This is a genomic window from Phaeobacter sp. 11ANDIMAR09 (genome assembly GCF_001294455.1).
Classification (GTDB): Bacteria; Pseudomonadota; Alphaproteobacteria; order Rhodobacterales; family Rhodobacteraceae; genus Pseudophaeobacter.
Map to the genome: position 1 here is coordinate 1 of NZ_LIKT01000032.1, position 14,382 is coordinate 14,382.

17 protein-coding genes, 1 tRNA gene and 1 pseudogene are annotated in these 14,382 nt (G+C 59.2%); 10 read left to right on the forward strand and 9 right to left on the reverse strand.

Annotated elements, in window-relative coordinates; translation table 11 throughout:
• Positions 1 to 279, forward strand: a pseudogene (locus AN476_RS23130) (hypothetical protein); the annotation flags it as partial.
• A 107-nt stretch (positions 280 to 386) separates the two neighbouring features.
• Here the strand turns inward: AN476_RS23130 and AN476_RS19620 are convergent.
• Positions 387 to 462: transfer RNA gene (locus tag AN476_RS19620), tRNA-Ala, on the reverse strand.
• A 211-nt stretch (positions 463 to 673) separates the two neighbouring features.
• A complete protein-coding gene (locus AN476_RS19625; RefSeq protein ID WP_054463471.1) occupies positions 674 to 1,000 on the reverse strand; it encodes a TIGR02300 family protein in 327 nt (108 codons plus the stop codon).
• A 100-nt stretch (positions 1,001 to 1,100) separates the two neighbouring features.
• On the opposite strand from AN476_RS19625, the gene AN476_RS19630 reads away from it, so the two are divergent.
• The 3 genes from AN476_RS19630 (at position 1,101) to AN476_RS19640 (ending at position 2,996) form a co-directional block, all read left to right on the forward strand.
• Positions 1,101 to 1,790 (forward strand): M48 family metallopeptidase, encoded by a 690-nt coding sequence (locus tag AN476_RS19630; protein ID WP_054463472.1) that lies wholly within the window; start codon positions 1,101 to 1,103, stop codon positions 1,788 to 1,790.
• A gap of 70 nt (positions 1,791 to 1,860) precedes the next feature.
• Positions 1,861 to 2,526 carry a GntR family transcriptional regulator gene (locus tag AN476_RS19635; protein WP_054463473.1) on the forward strand — a complete coding sequence of 222 codons (666 nt, stop codon included), beginning with the start codon at positions 1,861 to 1,863 and terminating at the stop codon, positions 2,524 to 2,526.
• Positions 2,526 to 2,996, forward strand: coding sequence for a GNAT family N-acetyltransferase (locus AN476_RS19640; protein WP_083464414.1), 471 nt, complete (start codon positions 2,526 to 2,528; stop codon positions 2,994 to 2,996). The genes AN476_RS19635 and AN476_RS19640 overlap by 1 nt, the downstream gene beginning before the upstream one ends.
• 116 nt (positions 2,997 to 3,112) lie before the next feature.
• On the opposite strand, the gene AN476_RS19645 is transcribed toward AN476_RS19640, so the two are convergent.
• Positions 3,113 to 4,075, reverse strand: a complete 963-nt coding sequence (locus AN476_RS19645; protein WP_054463475.1) for an acetyl-CoA carboxylase carboxyltransferase subunit alpha — start codon at positions 4,073 to 4,075, stop codon at positions 3,113 to 3,115.
• 210 nt (positions 4,076 to 4,285) lie between these two features.
• Here AN476_RS19645 and AN476_RS19650 point away from each other — a divergent pair, with 210 nt between their 5' ends.
• Entirely contained in the window at positions 4,286 to 5,119 is an 834-nt protein-coding gene (locus AN476_RS19650; protein WP_054463507.1) for a GyrI-like domain-containing protein, read from the forward strand.
• A gap of 22 nt (positions 5,120 to 5,141) precedes the next feature.
• On the opposite strand, the gene AN476_RS19655 is transcribed toward AN476_RS19650, so the two are convergent.
• Positions 5,142 to 5,738 carry a LysE family translocator gene (locus tag AN476_RS19655; RefSeq protein WP_054463476.1) on the reverse strand — a complete coding sequence of 199 codons (597 nt, stop codon included), beginning with the start codon at positions 5,736 to 5,738 and terminating at the stop codon, positions 5,142 to 5,144.
• Positions 5,739 to 5,810: 72 nt separating this feature from the next.
• Here AN476_RS19655 and AN476_RS19660 point away from each other — a divergent pair, with 72 nt between their 5' ends.
• Positions 5,811 to 6,263 (forward strand): Lrp/AsnC family transcriptional regulator, encoded by a 453-nt coding sequence (locus AN476_RS19660; protein ID WP_054463477.1) that lies wholly within the window; start codon positions 5,811 to 5,813, stop codon positions 6,261 to 6,263.
• 68 nt (positions 6,264 to 6,331) lie between these two features.
• Here the strand turns inward: AN476_RS19660 and AN476_RS19665 are convergent, their stop codons facing one another.
• Positions 6,332 to 6,970, reverse strand: a complete 639-nt coding sequence (locus AN476_RS19665; protein ID WP_054463478.1) for a hypothetical protein — start codon at positions 6,968 to 6,970, stop codon at positions 6,332 to 6,334.
• A gap of 215 nt (positions 6,971 to 7,185) precedes the next feature.
• Entirely contained in the window at positions 7,186 to 8,145 is a 960-nt protein-coding gene (locus AN476_RS19670) for an L-malyl-CoA/beta-methylmalyl-CoA lyase (protein ID WP_054463479.1), read from the reverse strand.
• 178 nt (positions 8,146 to 8,323) lie between these two features.
• Here AN476_RS19670 and AN476_RS19675 point away from each other — a divergent pair, with 178 nt between their 5' ends.
• From AN476_RS19675 to AN476_RS19690, 4 genes are all read left to right on the forward strand, one after another.
• Entirely contained in the window at positions 8,324 to 9,592 is a 1,269-nt protein-coding gene (locus AN476_RS19675) for an MFS transporter (RefSeq protein ID WP_054463480.1), read from the forward strand.
• 113 nt (positions 9,593 to 9,705) lie between these two features.
• Complete coding sequence (gene dgcN / locus AN476_RS19680) at positions 9,706 to 10,707, forward strand: N-acetyltransferase DgcN (protein WP_054463481.1); 1,002 nt, start codon at positions 9,706 to 9,708, stop codon at positions 10,705 to 10,707.
• A 150-nt stretch (positions 10,708 to 10,857) separates the two neighbouring features.
• The gene (dgcA, locus tag AN476_RS19685) at positions 10,858 to 11,823 is read left to right on the forward strand and encodes an N-acetyl-D-Glu racemase DgcA (RefSeq protein WP_054463482.1); all 966 of its coding nucleotides are present in this window, start codon (positions 10,858 to 10,860) and stop codon (positions 11,821 to 11,823) included.
• Positions 11,824 to 11,833: 10 nt separating this feature from the next.
• Complete coding sequence (locus AN476_RS19690; protein ID WP_054463483.1) at positions 11,834 to 12,697, forward strand: D-amino-acid transaminase; 864 nt, start codon at positions 11,834 to 11,836, stop codon at positions 12,695 to 12,697.
• Positions 12,698 to 12,773: 76 nt separating this feature from the next.
• Here AN476_RS19690 and AN476_RS19695 read toward each other — a convergent pair whose 3' ends face one another.
• The 3 genes from AN476_RS19695 to AN476_RS19705 form a co-directional block, all read right to left on the reverse strand.
• Entirely contained in the window at positions 12,774 to 13,583 is an 810-nt protein-coding gene (locus tag AN476_RS19695) for a dioxygenase (protein ID WP_253279942.1), read from the reverse strand.
• A 121-nt stretch (positions 13,584 to 13,704) separates the two neighbouring features.
• Positions 13,705 to 14,019, reverse strand: a complete 315-nt coding sequence (locus AN476_RS19700) for a DUF1244 domain-containing protein (RefSeq protein WP_054463508.1) — start codon at positions 14,017 to 14,019, stop codon at positions 13,705 to 13,707.
• 96 nt (positions 14,020 to 14,115) lie between these two features.
• The gene (locus AN476_RS19705) at positions 14,116 to 14,367 is read right to left on the reverse strand and encodes a DUF6868 family protein (RefSeq protein ID WP_253279943.1); all 252 of its coding nucleotides are present in this window, start codon (positions 14,365 to 14,367) and stop codon (positions 14,116 to 14,118) included.
• Positions 14,368 to 14,382: the final 15 nt, after the last annotated feature.

Sequence of the window (14,382 nt, forward strand, 5' to 3'; positions counted from 1 at the left end):
TCGGGGGGCAGGTCAAATCAACTGCAGATACTTGCGATTGAGAAGAACGATTTTTTGGATCGCTTGGTTGAAACCGAGAACCTCTCCATAGCTGAGGCTTATGAGGTGCGTACTGAAGAAATCCAAACTCAGGAACTCTTGTTGAGTGAGAAGTTGGGGCAAAACACGCAAAATGCAGATGACTTCGATGAAAAGTTCGAACTTACGATGAATTTCATCTCAAGTCGTTATGATATATGGAAAAAAACGAAGCTTCAATTGGCGGGGTGCGATAATTAGGCTCGGCTGTTCCGACCAGCTTTCTTACTCAAGGAATAGGGGGCGAGCACCAAATCTGAGCTTTCCCTTCCAAGTGTTATAAGAGCATCTTACTCAAGAAAGTGATTTGGTGGAGCCTAGCGGGATCGAACCGCTGACCTCCTGCATGCCATGCAGGCGCTCTCCCAGCTGAGCTAAGGCCCCAAATGCACCGTTTAACCTTGTGGCCGCTAGGCCGCTCCGTCTTGCGGTGTGAGGGTGATTTACGGGACGATGGGGCGGGCCGCAAGAGGAAAATGCACCATCTCCATGATTTTTTTGTGGCGGGTTTTGCGGCCCTTAGTGCAGGGCCGCGTGCAGACCTCCCAGGCAGCCAAGGGGCTGCTTGGGAGAGCCAAAACCACAAGCTGCGGTCTTAGGAGTCGTCGCTTTCCGAAGCGACATCCGCGATCTCTTCGAGAGGCACGGTATCGGTGTCGTCATCATCGTCCAGAACGTCATCGCCCAGATCCAGATCAACATCTTCGTCATCTTCCAGAACGTCACCGTCTTCCGCGGTGCTTTCTTTTGCCTTGGCGCTGGCGGCATCGGCGGCATCGGCTTCGATCATCCGGCTCTTGCCGGTGTTCAGCTCGACAACTTCGCCCGTGTAAGGGCTAACGATCGGATTTTTGTTCAGGTCATAAAACCGCTTGCCGGTGGTTGGGCAGACGCGCTTTACGCCCCATTCTTCATTGGGCATGTGGGTCCCCTTGATTTACTGGTGAGTCGTATCGACGATTCAGTTGCCTTGCCATATGAGATGAGCACTGTCAAAGCCTTTGCCATGAAGGGGCGCCGCCATGAGCGCATATCATCTGCCGGGTAACCCGCCGGTTCCTTTGGTCCTGCGCCGCTCAGCCCGGGCCAAGCGGATCAGCCTGCGTATTTCTGCGCTGGATGGGCGGGTGACCCTGACTCTTCCCTCCCGCCTGCCAGCCCGTGAAGCCCTGGACTTTGCCGTAGAAAAAGAGGCCTGGATCCGTGAGCACCTGGCGCGCCACCCTGAAGTTGTTGCGGTGGGGCTCGACACGCAGCTGCCGGTCGAAGGGCAGTTGCGACAGGTTGTTGCGGGCGCAAAGCGCGGGGTGCGGCTGGAGGCTGATGCAATTGTTGTTGGGGGCGGCAGTCCCGCGCGGTCGTTGGAGCGCTATCTAAAGGAATTGGCGCGGGACCGGCTGGCTGCCGCATCAGATCACTACGCGGCCCAGGTGGGGCGCTCCTATGCCAAGCTGAGCCTGCGTGATACCCGCTCACGCTGGGGTTCTTGTTCCTCTGCAGGGACTTTGATGTATTCCTGGCGCCTGATCCTGGCCCCGACAGAGGTGCTGTCCTATGTGGCGGCACATGAGGTGGCGCACCTGGTTGAGATGAATCACTCGGCTGATTTCTGGGCTGTGGTGGCGCAGCTCTATGGTGATAGTTCGGCCGCACGCCAATGGCTGCGCAGTGAAGGCGGCAGCCTGCACCGCTACCGTTTTGATCTGGGCTAAACGACTGCAAGCATGCCCTGGGCAATTTCGGAGGTTGACCCGCGCGGCATTTGTGATCACAGCATAGTGCATGTCCAGTTTAGCCAAACGCACCGCTTCACACCCCTCCGACACCACCGGTTCGGCGCATGACCGGGTCTACCGGGCGCTGCGGGCACGGATCATGTATGGCGATATTGCTCCGGGCGAGGCGCTGACCCTGCGCGGGATCGGCCGCGAATATGAGGTCTCGATGACCCCTGCACGCGAGGCCCTGCGCCGCCTGGTGGCCGAGGGGGCCTTGTCCTTGTCTTCGTCAGGGCGGGTGACGACGCCAGAGCTTAGCAATGAGCGGATCGAGGAGCTGGCCGCCCTGCGCGCTTTGCTTGAGGTTGAGCTGTCCAGCCGCGCACTGCCACGGGCGCATATGGCGCTCATCGACAGGCTGCAAAGCATCAATGTCACCATCGCCGAGATGGTCTCAAAGCGCGATGCAGTGGGCTATATCCGCACCAATCTGGAGTTTCACCGCACCCTGTATCTGCGTGCCCAGGCCCCGGCGATGCTGGCCATGGCGGAAACTGTTTGGCTGCAACTGGGCCCAACAATGCGGGCCCTCTATGGGCGGTTGCGGCGCACCGATCCGCCGCAGAATCACCGTCTGATTATTGCGGCTCTAAAGGCCGGAGATGAGCCAGGCCTGCGTCTGGCAGTCAGATCGGACGTGACCCAGGGTTTGCGGTTACTGGTGGTCTAATGTCTACAGAAATCAGTTATAGGCGGTCACAGGTGGAGGACGCCAAGGCTGTCTTTGAACTCGTTTCTGCCTCTGTTGCGGGCCTGGCTCCCAACCCCTACCCGGCAGAGGTGGTCGCAACCTGGATGACCGGGCGCACTGTCGCAGATTATACTTCAGATTGTCAAAACCAAGAGATCTGGATTGCAGAAGAAGGGAGAGAGCCCATCGGGTTTTCTCATGGGGTGCCGGGAGAGGTCGTGCGCCTGTTTGTAGCAGCAAGCCAAACCGGCAAAGGCGTCGGTGTCGGTCTGTTTGAACGCGCCTTAGCAGACGCGCGCGTCAATTGGGTCGGGCCGGTTACAATCGAGGCAACTTTGAATGCTGTGCCGTTCTATAAGAAATTCGGTTTTGTTGAGGTCGGCCCAAGTGTCTTTGGCGGGCGCGGGGCTGAGTTGCCAGCCATCGAAACCGTCATTCTAAAAGGCTAAGTCGAAAGGGTCGTCAGGCAAAGGTGACCCTTGCTCCTTTGGCAAAACCTGCTGGCGAAAACAAAAAGGCCCGTTCCTGTTGCCAGGATCGGGCCTTTGATACAGCGCGGTTAGGTTTAGGCGGCGAGGCCCTTGGAGCCGATATCGAGGAACTTCTGGCGTCGATCCTTGATCAGGTCGGCACCGTTCTTGTCCTTGAGCTCGTCCAGCATCTCCTGAATGGCTGTGCCCACAGCGGCCATGGAGGCCTGGGCATCACGATGCGCGCCGCCCAGCGGTTCGGGGATGATCCGGTCGATCACCGCCAGCTCGCGCAGGTTCTGCGCGGTTAGACGCAGGGCCTCGGCGGCTTCGCGCATCTTTTCTGCATCTTTCCACAGGATCGAGGCACAGCCTTCGGGGGAGATCACCGAATAGACCGCATGTTCCAGCATCGCCACGCGGTTGGCGGTGGCAAAGGCAACCGCGCCGCCAGAGCCGCCCTCACCGATGATCACAGAAATGACTGGCACGCCGATCTTCAGGCTCATCTCGGTCGAGCGGGCGATGGCCTCGGACTGGCCGCGCTCTTCGGCCCCTTTGCCGGGATAGGCGCCGGTGGTATCGACCAGGGTCACAACCGGCAGACCAAAGCGTCCGGCCATCTCCATCAGGCGCACGGCCTTGCGGTAGCCTTCGGGGCGGGCCATGCCAAAGTTGTGCTGGATGCGGGCTTTGGTGTCGGAGCCCTTTTCATGGCCAATCACCATCACCGGCTGATCGTTGAATCGGGCCAAGCCCCCCATCACGGCGAGATCGTCGGCAAAATTCCGGTCCCCCGCCAGCGGGGTGTATTCGGTAAACAATGCATCGATGTAGTCGCGGCAATGGGGCCGTTCCGGATGACGTGCCACCTGGCATTTGCGCCAGGGGGTCAGCTCTTTGTAGAGATCCTTCAGCAGCTGATCGGCCTTGGCGTCCAGCGCTGTGGCCTCATCGGCTATGTCCATCTCTTCGTTGGCCCGTGCCAGAGCACGGAGCTCCTCTGCTTTGCCTTCGATTTCGGCCAGAGGTTTTTCAAATTCCAGGTACTGAGTCATATCGCCTCGCTCACGCGGTTTTGCCGTATATGGCCTTCTGTGCGCCCAGATGCAACTCTGTGCCTTGCCTTGGGTCAACGAAATCCGATTGACGAGAGGGATCAGCGCTGCATGGGAGGCGGGATGGGCTGGTTGTCACGCCAGTTCAGCAAGATTTGTGATCTTGGGCTGTGGCACATGCGGTCGGGCAAGAGAGAAGGAACCCCAGTGATGTCAGCCTCCTATGAAAAGCGTATTCTGCGTGTCCTCAGCTACATCCACGACAACCCGGCTGGGGATCTGTCGCTGGATCAATTGGCAGATGTGGCGGCGATGTCGCGGTTTCACTGGCACCGCGTGTTTCATGCTGTGACCGGAGAAACCTGTGCCCAGGCCGTACGTCGCATTCGCCTGCACCGTGCTGCCAGCGCTTTGGTCCTGACGCCGGAGCCCGTTGAACGGATCTCCTGGTCGGTGGGCTATCCCAATGTGAGTTCCTTTTCTCGTGCATTCACAGAGGCCTATGGGGCCAGCCCAGTTGCTTTTCGCAAGGCTGGTCAGCACCTGCCCTCACGCCCTGATCTCAAAATTGGAGACTATCCGATGTACCCTGTTACCACCCGAAGTGACCCTGCACGGCGATTGATCGGTCTGCCACATCTTGGCAGCTACCATACAATCGGCACGAAATTCGAAGCTTTTGGAGCGCTGTGCCAAACGCGCGGGCTTTGGCCGCAGATGGGTCCGGCTGCGGCGATCTATTATGACAACCCGGAGGCGGTTCCCGAGGCGCAGCTGCGCAGCTTTGCCGGGGCCGAATTCTTTGGTGAGGAACTTCCCGAGGGCATGGAGGAGCGCAGTTTGGCAGGAGGTCAGATTGCGGTGCTTACCTACAAAGGACCCTATGCGGGAATTTCCGCCGCCTATCACAGCCTATATGGCAATTGGCTGCCAACATCGGGGGAGGAGCCCGCTGAAGCCCCCTGCTATGAGCTCTATCTCAATAACCCTCGGGAGGTTGCGCCGGACGAGTTGTTGACCGAAATCTGCCTGCCATTGAAGTAGGCGGGTCAGGTTCTGGCCGCAGTTATTGTGGCCAGATCACCGGATAGAGCGAGGCAATCAGAAGCACGGCCATCAGCCAGTTGAACCGGGTGAGACGGCGAGGATTGGTCAGAAAGCGTGCCATCTGTTGCCCCAGAATGGTCCAGGATCCAACCGAGGGCAGATTGACGGCGCCAAAGACGGTGGCCACCAGGAAGATCGCCCAGAGCGTTTGATTTGGCGTATAGGCGCTGATCGCGGTGAGCGCCATGGCCCAGGCCTTTGGATTGACCCATTGAAAGGCCGCAGCCTGCAAAAAGGTCATCGGCGTGCCCGAGTTGCCCGAGGCTTCGGCCGGACCGGCATTTGCGATCTTCCAGGCCAGATAGAGCAGGTAGAGCACCGAGGCCAGCTTGAGAATGCTATAGCTGATCGGGACGGCGTCAAAGACCTGCACCAGGCCCGCTCCGACAAGGATCACCATAAAGACAAAGCCTAGCGCCACGCCCAGCATATGGGGAATGGTGCGGCGAAAGCCAAAATTAGCGCCAGAGGCCATGAGCATCAGGTTGTTGGGCCCCGGTGTGATGGAGGAGACAAAAGCAAACAGCGTCAGCGCGAGGAAAAGTTCATAGGTCATGGCGCTAAAATGACGCGTTTTTCCCCGAATGAAATTGCGTTTTTGTGTGCCTTTGGGTAGGTATCGCAACTAATGGCGAAAAATGACAGAATAAACCAACAGATATTGCAGGAATTGCTGCGCGATGGGCGGATCAGCAACCTGGAGCTCGCGGATCGGGTTGGCCTGTCCCCGTCGGCCTGTCTGCGGCGGGTGCAGGATCTGGAGCAGGCAGGGGTAATCACCGGCTATCGGGCGGTGCTGGACCGGGACGCCATGGGGGCGGGGTTTGTCACCTATATTGGCGTTGGCCTGGGCGAGCACACCAAAGAGGCGCAGCAGGCCTTTGAGCGGGCGATGCAGGAGGCCCCGGAGGTGGTGGAATGCCACAATATCACCGGCACCATCGAATATCTCTTGCGGGTCGAATGTGCGGATCTACCCAGCTACAAAAGGTTCCATACGGATATTCTGGGCACTTCGCCCTATGTGACTGCGATCACCACCTATGTGGTGATGGGCTCGCCCAAGGATCAGCGTGGCTAGACCCGGCAGAGGGTGTTTTTGAAGATTTATAGATAAGGTGAAGACTGGGCTGCGCCAGAGCAATTGGCCTAGGTGCCCTTGGCAGCTGGCGGGCACAGATCTTTGGGCAACAGGGTCCGCAGAGCGATTTGTGGAGAAGAAAGGATCGGCACGTCGGTTTTGTCTTTCAGCAGCTCTGCCGCCCCGGCCATTGAGGCCTGCGCCAACACCACGGCAGCAATATCGGGCCGTTTTGAAAGTTCCGTGAGAAGGGCGGTTGAGATGGCTTTGGCAAAGGCGGCGGTTTCGCCCGCCTCAAACAGGGGCCACAGAGCGGCGAGATCGAAGGGGTGAAGGTCCGGGGGGTGACCAATTTCGTGAAAGGCACGCCGCAGGAGAGCACAGGAGGGTTCCAGGGTGCTGTTGAGGCAATAGGTCATCAGGATCGGACCGCCGATTCGGGCTGCTTCTTGCATCATGGGCCAATCGATGCGGGTGGCACCTGCGGTTTCGGCGACCTCGCCTATGGTGGTGCAGCTGCACAGGACCGGGCCTTGTAGGGCGCCTATGGTCTCGGTGATGTCGCGGCGCAGGGTGTCGTCGATGCCGTTTTGGGCGCGGGCCAGCCAATCCGGACGGACAATTTGCTGCAGTTGGGCGCCGGGGACGAGGGTGGCAAACCTATCCACATGCACCTGCGCCGTATGTAAAAGGGTCAAATCTGCCATCTGCCACCGTCCATTGTCTTGCCTGTCCGCAGGATCAGCCTAATTGCTTTCCTGGAGATTTGGAACGGTTTCGGGGATCTGGATGTGGTCCGGGCAAGGCGGAGAGGATCAACAGGATGGCCCGGGTAAAGGGGTCCTTTCACGACGTCAAAATAGAAAGAGCGCCCCGGAAGGGAGCGCTCTAGAGGCTCGTCTGAAAGCCTTGGATGGCTGGATCAGCCTTTCGCGATCAGTTCGGACTGGGCGACAATGACTTCGGCCTGTTTGATCGAGGCAATATCGACCAGGCGGCCTTTGTAAACGGTAGCTCCTTCGCCATTGGCCTTGGCCTGCTCCATTGCGGCGAGGATATCACGGGCCTCGGCGACGGCCTCGTCAGAGGGGGTAAAGACCTCATTGGCCAGGCCGATCTGTTTGGGGTGGATCGCCCATTTGCCAACCATGCCCAGCGTGGCCGAGCGTTTGGCCTGGGCGACATAGCCCTCATCATCGGAGAAATCGCCAAAGGGACCGTCCACGGGCAGGACGCCATGGGTGCGGCAGGCGGCGACAATGGCAGTCTGGGCCCAGTGCCAGGGATCGGACCAGTGCTTTTCGCCGTCGCGCAGCATGTAATAGTTTTCTTGGGTGCCACCGATGCCGGTGGTCTGCATGCCCATGGAGGCGGCAAAATCCGCAGCGCCCAGCGACATGGCCTGCAGGCGGGGGCTGCTGGCGGCGATGGCTTCCACATGGGCGATGCCGGCGGCCGATTCGATGATGACTTCAAAAGACACCGGCTTGCTCCGGCCCTTGGCGCGCTCAATCGCAGTGACCAGCGCGTCTACGGCATAAACGTCTTCGGCACAGCCCACCTTGGGGATCATGATCTGGTCCAGGCGGTCACCGGCCTGTTCCAGCAGATCGACGACATCGCGGTACCAATAGGGGGTGTCGAGACTGTTGATCCGCACCGACATATATTTGTTGCCCCAGTCCACCGTGTTCAAAGCCTCGATGACATTGGCACGGGCGACGTCCTTATCGGTGGGGGCAACCGAATCTTCGAGATCCAGGTTGATCACATCGGCGGCCGAGGCGGCCATTTTGGCAAAAAGTTTGGTGTTGGAGCCTGGGCCAAAGAGCTGGCAGCGGTTGGGGCGGGCAGGGGCGGCGGGCTGAAGGCGAAAGCTCATCGGATGGGTCTCCCAAAGAGTAATGAAATTGCGTCAGTTTCATGTGGAGTGTTATTAAGTTGCGCTTCTCTTCGCAAGCGAATTGTGCATCCGCAGAAATACGACGCTGCGATGCAGCGGCGTATTTGTTGCCGCAAACAAGCAAGCCTGGGCGCGCCAATCCTGTCAGCTCTGCGCCATGAAACGCGCATTTTTTGAAAACTGGGCCCTGTTCCTGGGCATGATTCTGTTGATGGTGGCCAATGGGCTGCTGGTTACTTTGCTGACAATCCGGGGCGCCAGCCTCGGGTTTTCGGAGTTCACCATCTCGCTGATGCAGGCGGCCTATCCATTGGGGGCCTTGATCGGCACCGCAGTGGCGCCGCGCATGGTGGAAAAAGTCGGCCATATCCGTGCCTTCTCGGCGCTGGCCTCCTTGGTCTCTATCGCGGCGATCCTGCATCTTTTGACCTCTGACCCTTTTTCGTGGTCAGGGATGCGGTTTCTGGCCGGGTTCTGCTATCCCGGCCTCTATGTGATCACCGAAAGCTGGCTGCAGGCCAAGGCCGAGAACCACAACCGGGCTCAGATCCTGTCGATCTATTTCATGATCTGGATGGCGGGGCCTGCTATAGGCACTGCCATGGTGGCCCTGCCTGATCCCAGCGGTAACCTGTTGTTTGGAGTGGTTTCCATCCTGATATCCCTGTCGATTGTTCCTTTGCTGCTGTCGGGGAACAGAGCGCCAGACTATGAGGTGCCAGACAGAATGTCGGTGGCTAAGCTCTATCGGGTGTCGCCCATGGCGGTGGTTGGCAATCTGGTCAGCGCCATGGCCGTGGCCGCCTGGTTTATCACTCTGCCGCTCTATGCTCTGTCATTGGGAATGAGTGCGGCGCAGGCTTCGGGGGTTCTGGTGGTGGCAATGGTGGTCGGGGCTCTGGTGCAATATCCAGTGGGCTGGATCAGTGACAAGACAGATCGTCGTCTGGTGCTTCTGGGGCTGGGTCTGGTCGGAGCAGGGGCCTGTGTCTGGATGCTGCTTGCGCCGTCGCAGAGCTCGTTGGTGATTGGTTTTGGGCTGCTCGCAGGGGCTAGCCTGCCGATGTATGCAGTCTGCACGGCCCATGCCAATGACCAGCTGAAGCCGAGCCAGATTGTCCCGGCCAGTGGCACCATGCTGTTCCTGCTGAACCTTGGCCAGTTCATTGGCACGCTATTGGGGCCAAATACGGTCAGCATTGCTGACGGAAATGGTTTCCTATGGGTGCTGGCAGCCCTGTGTTTGCTGGTTGTTGCGGTGGCAATTCTGCGACGTGGGCAGGAGGATGCCCCAGAGGAAACCGGTAGTTTGCAGGCCATTGCGGTGCTTGGGGCCTCACAATCTGGGGTGTTGCAGGCCGAATCCTGGTTGGAAGAGGACGAAAGTGACGCAGATACTGACCTATCGGGTAAATCTTCTGCATAGAGCTGGAAGACTCGAAGATTCTTGCGCATCCGAGCGGGGATACTGCGAAAAGAGTATGAACTTGCGGTGATTTCCTCCGAATATCGGCGTTAAGATAGAAAAGGAAACGCATCATGATCGAGACACCATATCTGTTGTTCCTGGGCGATGCGCCCGACATGCTGGCCGCCAAGGTTGCCATTGGCATCCGGGACTGGCGTCCGGATCACGCCGTTGGCCAGATCAGCCTGCCGGGCTGTGGTGCCGATCTTGGCCTGACAGAAATGTCCCTGGCTGAAGCCAAGGCCGCTGGCGCCAAAACCCTGGTGATTGGCGTGGCCAACCGCGGTGGCGTGATTTCCGCCGCCTGGAAAGAAGTTCTGATTCAGGCGCTGGAGATGGGTTATGACCTGGCCTCCGGTCTGCACAATCTTTTGCGCGACGAAGGTGATCTGGTGGCTGCGGCCCAGACCCATGGCGGCACCCTGCATGATGTGCGCGTGCCCACCGATGGCTATCCAATTGCCAATGGCGTGAACCGCACCGGCAAGCGCTGCCTGGCGGTTGGCACCGACTGCTCGGTTGGCAAGATGTACACTGCCCTGGCAATGGATGCAGAGATGCAAAAGCGCGGCATGAAGTCGACCTTCCGCGCCACCGGTCAGACCGGCATCCTGATCACCGGCCACGGCGTGCCGCTGGACGCTGTCATTGCTGATTTCATGGCGGGTTCGGTGGAATATCTGACCCCTGACAACGACGAAGATCACTGGGATCTGATCGAGGGCCAGGGCTCGCTGTTCCACGTCTCCTACTCCGGCGTCACCATGGCGCTGGTGCATGGCGGTCAGGCTGATGCACTGATTCTGTGTCACGAGCCAACGCGTTCGCATATGCGTGGTCTGCCCGAATACTCGGTGCCCTCTCTGGAAGAGCTGCGTGACGTGGCGCTGCCACTGGCGCAGCGGGCAAACCCGGCCTGCAAGATCGTGGGCATCTCGGTGAATACCCAGCATCTGTCGGAAGAGGACGCGGTGAAATACCTCGCCGAGACCGAGGCGCGTATGGGCCTGCCTGCGGTTGACCCCTACCGTCACGGGGCTGGCCGCCTGGTGGATGCGCTGGAAGCCTACTGATCCAGACTTCTGACCGGAGGTCCTGGTCGTCAGGGCCGGAGCCTCCGGCGGGAATATTTTTAGAAAGATGATACAGCAGAAGGCCGGGTTGCGCTGGCCTTCAGCCATGGCTCTTTGTATCTGCAAGGGGCAGGAACAAGGGGCAGGACGATGAAAGTTACCGTTACACCGGATGTCTTTAAACTGGCGCAGGTCTTTACCATCTCGCGCGGATCGCGGACCGAGGCCAAGGTGCTGACCGTTCGGGTTGAAAAGGACGGGGTGACCGGTTGGGGCGAATGTGTGCCCTATGCGCGCTACAATGAGACGCTGGAGAGCGTGACAGCCGAGATCGAGGGCCTGCCCGCCGATTTTACCCGTGAGGAGCTGCAAGGCCTGCTGCCTGCGGGGGCGGCGCGCAACGCGGTGGACTGTGCGCTTTGGGATCTGGAGGCCAAGCAGGCGGGCAAGCGCGTCTGGGAACTGGCGGGCCTGCCTGCGCCCGGTGCCGAGATCACCGCCTATACCCTGTCCTTGGCAAGCCCCGAGGAGATGCAAAAGCAGGCGGCGCAGAATGCCCATCGACCGTTGTTGAAAATCAAACTGGGCACGCCTGATGACATGCCGCGCCTCAAGGCCGTGCGCGCAGGGGCGCCCGATGCCAAGATCATCATCGACGCCAATGAGGGCTGGTCAGCAGAGGTTTATGCCGAACTGGCGCCGCATCTGGTGCGTCTGGGGGTGGAGCTGGTCGAACAGCCCCTGCCGGCGGGCGAAGACGAGGCCTTGATCGGCATGGAGCGCCCGGTGCCTGTCTGCGCCGATGAAAGCTGCCATGATCGCGACAGCCTGCCCAAGCTCAAAGGCAAATATGATGTGGTGAACATCAAGCTGGACAAGACCGGCGGCTTGACCGAGGCGCTGAAGCTGCGGTCTGAGGCGCTGGCGCTGGGCTATGATGTCATGGTGGGCTGCATGGTTGGATCCTCGCTGGCGATGGCCCCTGCGACATTACTGGCACAGGGTGTTTTGGTGACAGACCTTGACGGGCCGCTTCTGTTGGCCGAAGACCGCGATGAACCATTAAAATTTGACGCCGCCGGGGTGCACCCGCCCAAGGCCGAACTCTGGGGTTGAGGAGACCACGATGACCCGTATCGTTTATGTAAATGGCGAATACCTGCCTGAGACCGAAGCAACTGTTTCGATCTTTGACCGCGGCTTTCTGATGGCCGATGGCGTCTATGAGGTGACCTCCGTTCTGGACGGTAAGCTGATCGACTTTGACGGCCACGCGGTGCGTCTGGAGCGGTCGCTCAACGAACTGGACATGCCTGCAGCCTGCTCCAAGGAGGAGCTCTTGGAGATCCACCGCGAGCTGGTGAAGCGCAATGAGATTGTTGAAGGGCTGGTCTATCTACAGATCACCCGTGGTTCTGACGGCGACCGCGATTTTGTTTTCCCCGATCCGGAAACCACCAAGCCAACCATCGTGCTGTTCACCCAGAACAAGCCTGGCCTGGCGGATAACCCCGCCGCCAAGAAGGGCGCCAAGATCATCTCGATCGAGGATATCCGTTGGGGTCGTCGCGACATCAAGACCGTGCAGCTGCTATATCCATCCATGGGCAAGATGATGGCCAAGAAGGCCGGCGCCGATGATGCCTGGCTGATCGAGGATGGCTATGTCACCGAGGGCACCTCGAACAACGCCTATTTTGTCAAGAACGGCAAGATCGTGACCCGGCCGCTGTCCAACGACATCCTACACGGCATTACCCGCAAGGCGGTCCTGCGCATGGCGGAAGAGGCGCAGATGGAAGTGGAAGAGCGCCTGTTCACCATCGACGAGGCCAAAGAGGCGGATGAGGCTTTCACCACTTCGGCCAGCGCCTTTGTGATGCCGGTTGTGGAGATCGATGGTGTTGCCCTGGGCGACGGGACCCCTGGCCCCATCGCCAAGCGCCTGCGCGAGATCTACCTGGACGAAAGTATGAAGGCCGCGATCTGACTTTCAAGGAACGCAAGCGTTTCAAGGGCCCGCGTCTATGCTGATGCGGGCCTTTCCTGTTTGGCCAGTGACCTGTTCAGCCGAAGCGGTAGCCAGAGGCGGTCACCCCGCCAAAGATGTTCTTTTGGTGATAGATCCGCGTTGCGGGTTCGTTCTCGGCCGCGCCGAGAGCTGCAAAGATGGGTGCAAGGTGGTCCTCTTTGGCGTGGCAGATGCGGGCGGCTGGGGCCTGTTCCCAGTTGAGCACGGCGGAGCTGCGCGCCTCTTTGGGCAAGGCAAGGGCGCGATGCAGCCAGCTGTCGAATTGCTCTGATGGGTCTTTTGCCGCAGGTCCGAACAGGGCCAGGTTGTGATAGCTGAGCCCGGAACCGATGATCACGACGCCCTCCTCGCGCAATGGCGCCAGGGCGCGGCCCATTCGCAAATGTTCTGCGGGATCGTAGCCATGACGCAGCGATATCTGCAAGAGTGGGATATCGGCCTTCGGGTACATCACGGCCATCGGGACAAAGGTGCCGTGATCAAACCCCATGTCAGGATCCAGTCTGGTCGGAAGTTCCGCCTGAGCGATCAGCTCCGCGCAGCGCGCGGCAATATTCGGCGCGCCGGGCGCGGGGTAGGTGATCTCATAGGTGTCATGCGGAAAACCGTGATAGTCATAGACCATCGGCGGCCTGGCGGCGGACATTACAGAAAAGCTGCTGCTTTCCCAATGGCCGGAGATCATCAACACGGCCTTTGGTCGGGCCGGCAGCTGCGCAGGCAGCTTGGCCAGAGAGGCTTCGAGTGGAGCAAATTCTAAGCGCCAATCGGCCATCCAGGGCCAGGGGCCGCCGCCGTGAGAGATGAAAAAGGCCGGCATGCGGTTGGGATTTGGCTGGGGCAAGGTAACACTCCGGGGTCAAGGCTATTGCCGTTAACCCTAGGCATTGCCGCAGCCCCACGACAGATGCCGGTCTGCACAGGGGCTGTGTGTGGCCGCGCTGAGGGGCCGCCCACCGCAGACCTTAGGACTTGTCGGTGACATTCTCTTTAAAGGCGACTTCAAACTCGGCCTGTTTTTCGGGGCTGGCCTCTGTTTGGTAGTTGGCTTTCCACTCGTCCATGGTCATGCCGTAGTAGATTTCACGGGCTTCGATCTTGTCCATCTCGATGCCGCGTTCATTGGCGGCCTCTTGATACCAGCGGCTGAGACAGTTGCGGCAGAACCCGGTCAGGTTCATCATGTCGATGTTCTGCACATCGGTGCGGTCTTCCATCAGGTGCTTTTGCAGGCGACGAAAGGCGGCGGCTTGGAGTTCGATCTCAGTCTGTGGGTCGATCTGCTTGTCCATTGCTCTGCTCCTGATTTGGCTGGCGTCCTGAGATGTCTTAGCAATCCAGATCGACCAGCACAATGCGCGGCTTTGACCCCGCGGTTATAGGAGCTTGAGCGCCAGATAGGGTATGAGAGCAGTGACAAAGATGAGAATCTTATAGGTTGCGAGATAGGAGAAATATCCATTCTTCACGCTTGTCGCATCCATTCCGAGCAGGGCGCCATGCAGGGCGGCGAGCTGCTCGCGAAATCCCAGAAGGATCAGAGTTGTGACGCCGAGAAATCCAATATGGAGCACGGTCATCCATCCAAAGAATGCAGTCAGGGTTTCAACAGTGAGGTCCTGTATCACAATGATCTCCTTTCA

What these genes read in the sequence shown, in the direction of transcription:
- dgcA (WP_054463482.1), top strand. Translation starts at nt 10,858, where the DNA reads ATGAAAGTTACCGTTACACCGGATGTCTTTAAACTGGCGCAGGTCTTT.
- AN476_RS19645 (WP_054463475.1), bottom strand. Translation starts at nt 4,075, where the DNA reads ATGACTCAGTACCTGGAATTTGAAAAACCTCTGGCCGAAATCGAAGGC.
- AN476_RS19640 (WP_083464414.1), top strand. Translation starts at nt 2,526, where the DNA reads ATGTCTACAGAAATCAGTTATAGGCGGTCACAGGTGGAGGACGCCAAG.
- AN476_RS19635 (WP_054463473.1), top strand. Translation starts at nt 1,861, where the DNA reads ATGTCCAGTTTAGCCAAACGCACCGCTTCACACCCCTCCGACACCACC.
- AN476_RS19660 (WP_054463477.1), top strand. Translation starts at nt 5,811, where the DNA reads ATGGCGAAAAATGACAGAATAAACCAACAGATATTGCAGGAATTGCTG.
- AN476_RS19630 (WP_054463472.1), top strand. Translation starts at nt 1,101, where the DNA reads ATGAGCGCATATCATCTGCCGGGTAACCCGCCGGTTCCTTTGGTCCTG.
- dgcN (WP_054463481.1), top strand. Translation starts at nt 9,706, where the DNA reads ATGATCGAGACACCATATCTGTTGTTCCTGGGCGATGCGCCCGACATG.
- AN476_RS19650 (WP_054463507.1), top strand. Translation starts at nt 4,286, where the DNA reads ATGTCAGCCTCCTATGAAAAGCGTATTCTGCGTGTCCTCAGCTACATC.
- AN476_RS19670 (WP_054463479.1), bottom strand. Translation starts at nt 8,145, where the DNA reads ATGAGCTTTCGCCTTCAGCCCGCCGCCCCTGCCCGCCCCAACCGCTGC.
- AN476_RS19665 (WP_054463478.1), bottom strand. Translation starts at nt 6,970, where the DNA reads ATGGCAGATTTGACCCTTTTACATACGGCGCAGGTGCATGTGGATAGG.
- AN476_RS19655 (WP_054463476.1), bottom strand. Translation starts at nt 5,738, where the DNA reads ATGACCTATGAACTTTTCCTCGCGCTGACGCTGTTTGCTTTTGTCTCC.
- AN476_RS19690 (WP_054463483.1), top strand. Translation starts at nt 11,834, where the DNA reads ATGACCCGTATCGTTTATGTAAATGGCGAATACCTGCCTGAGACCGAA.
- AN476_RS19675 (WP_054463480.1), top strand. Translation starts at nt 8,324, where the DNA reads ATGAAACGCGCATTTTTTGAAAACTGGGCCCTGTTCCTGGGCATGATT.
- AN476_RS19625 (WP_054463471.1), bottom strand. Translation starts at nt 1,000, where the DNA reads ATGCCCAATGAAGAATGGGGCGTAAAGCGCGTCTGCCCAACCACCGGC.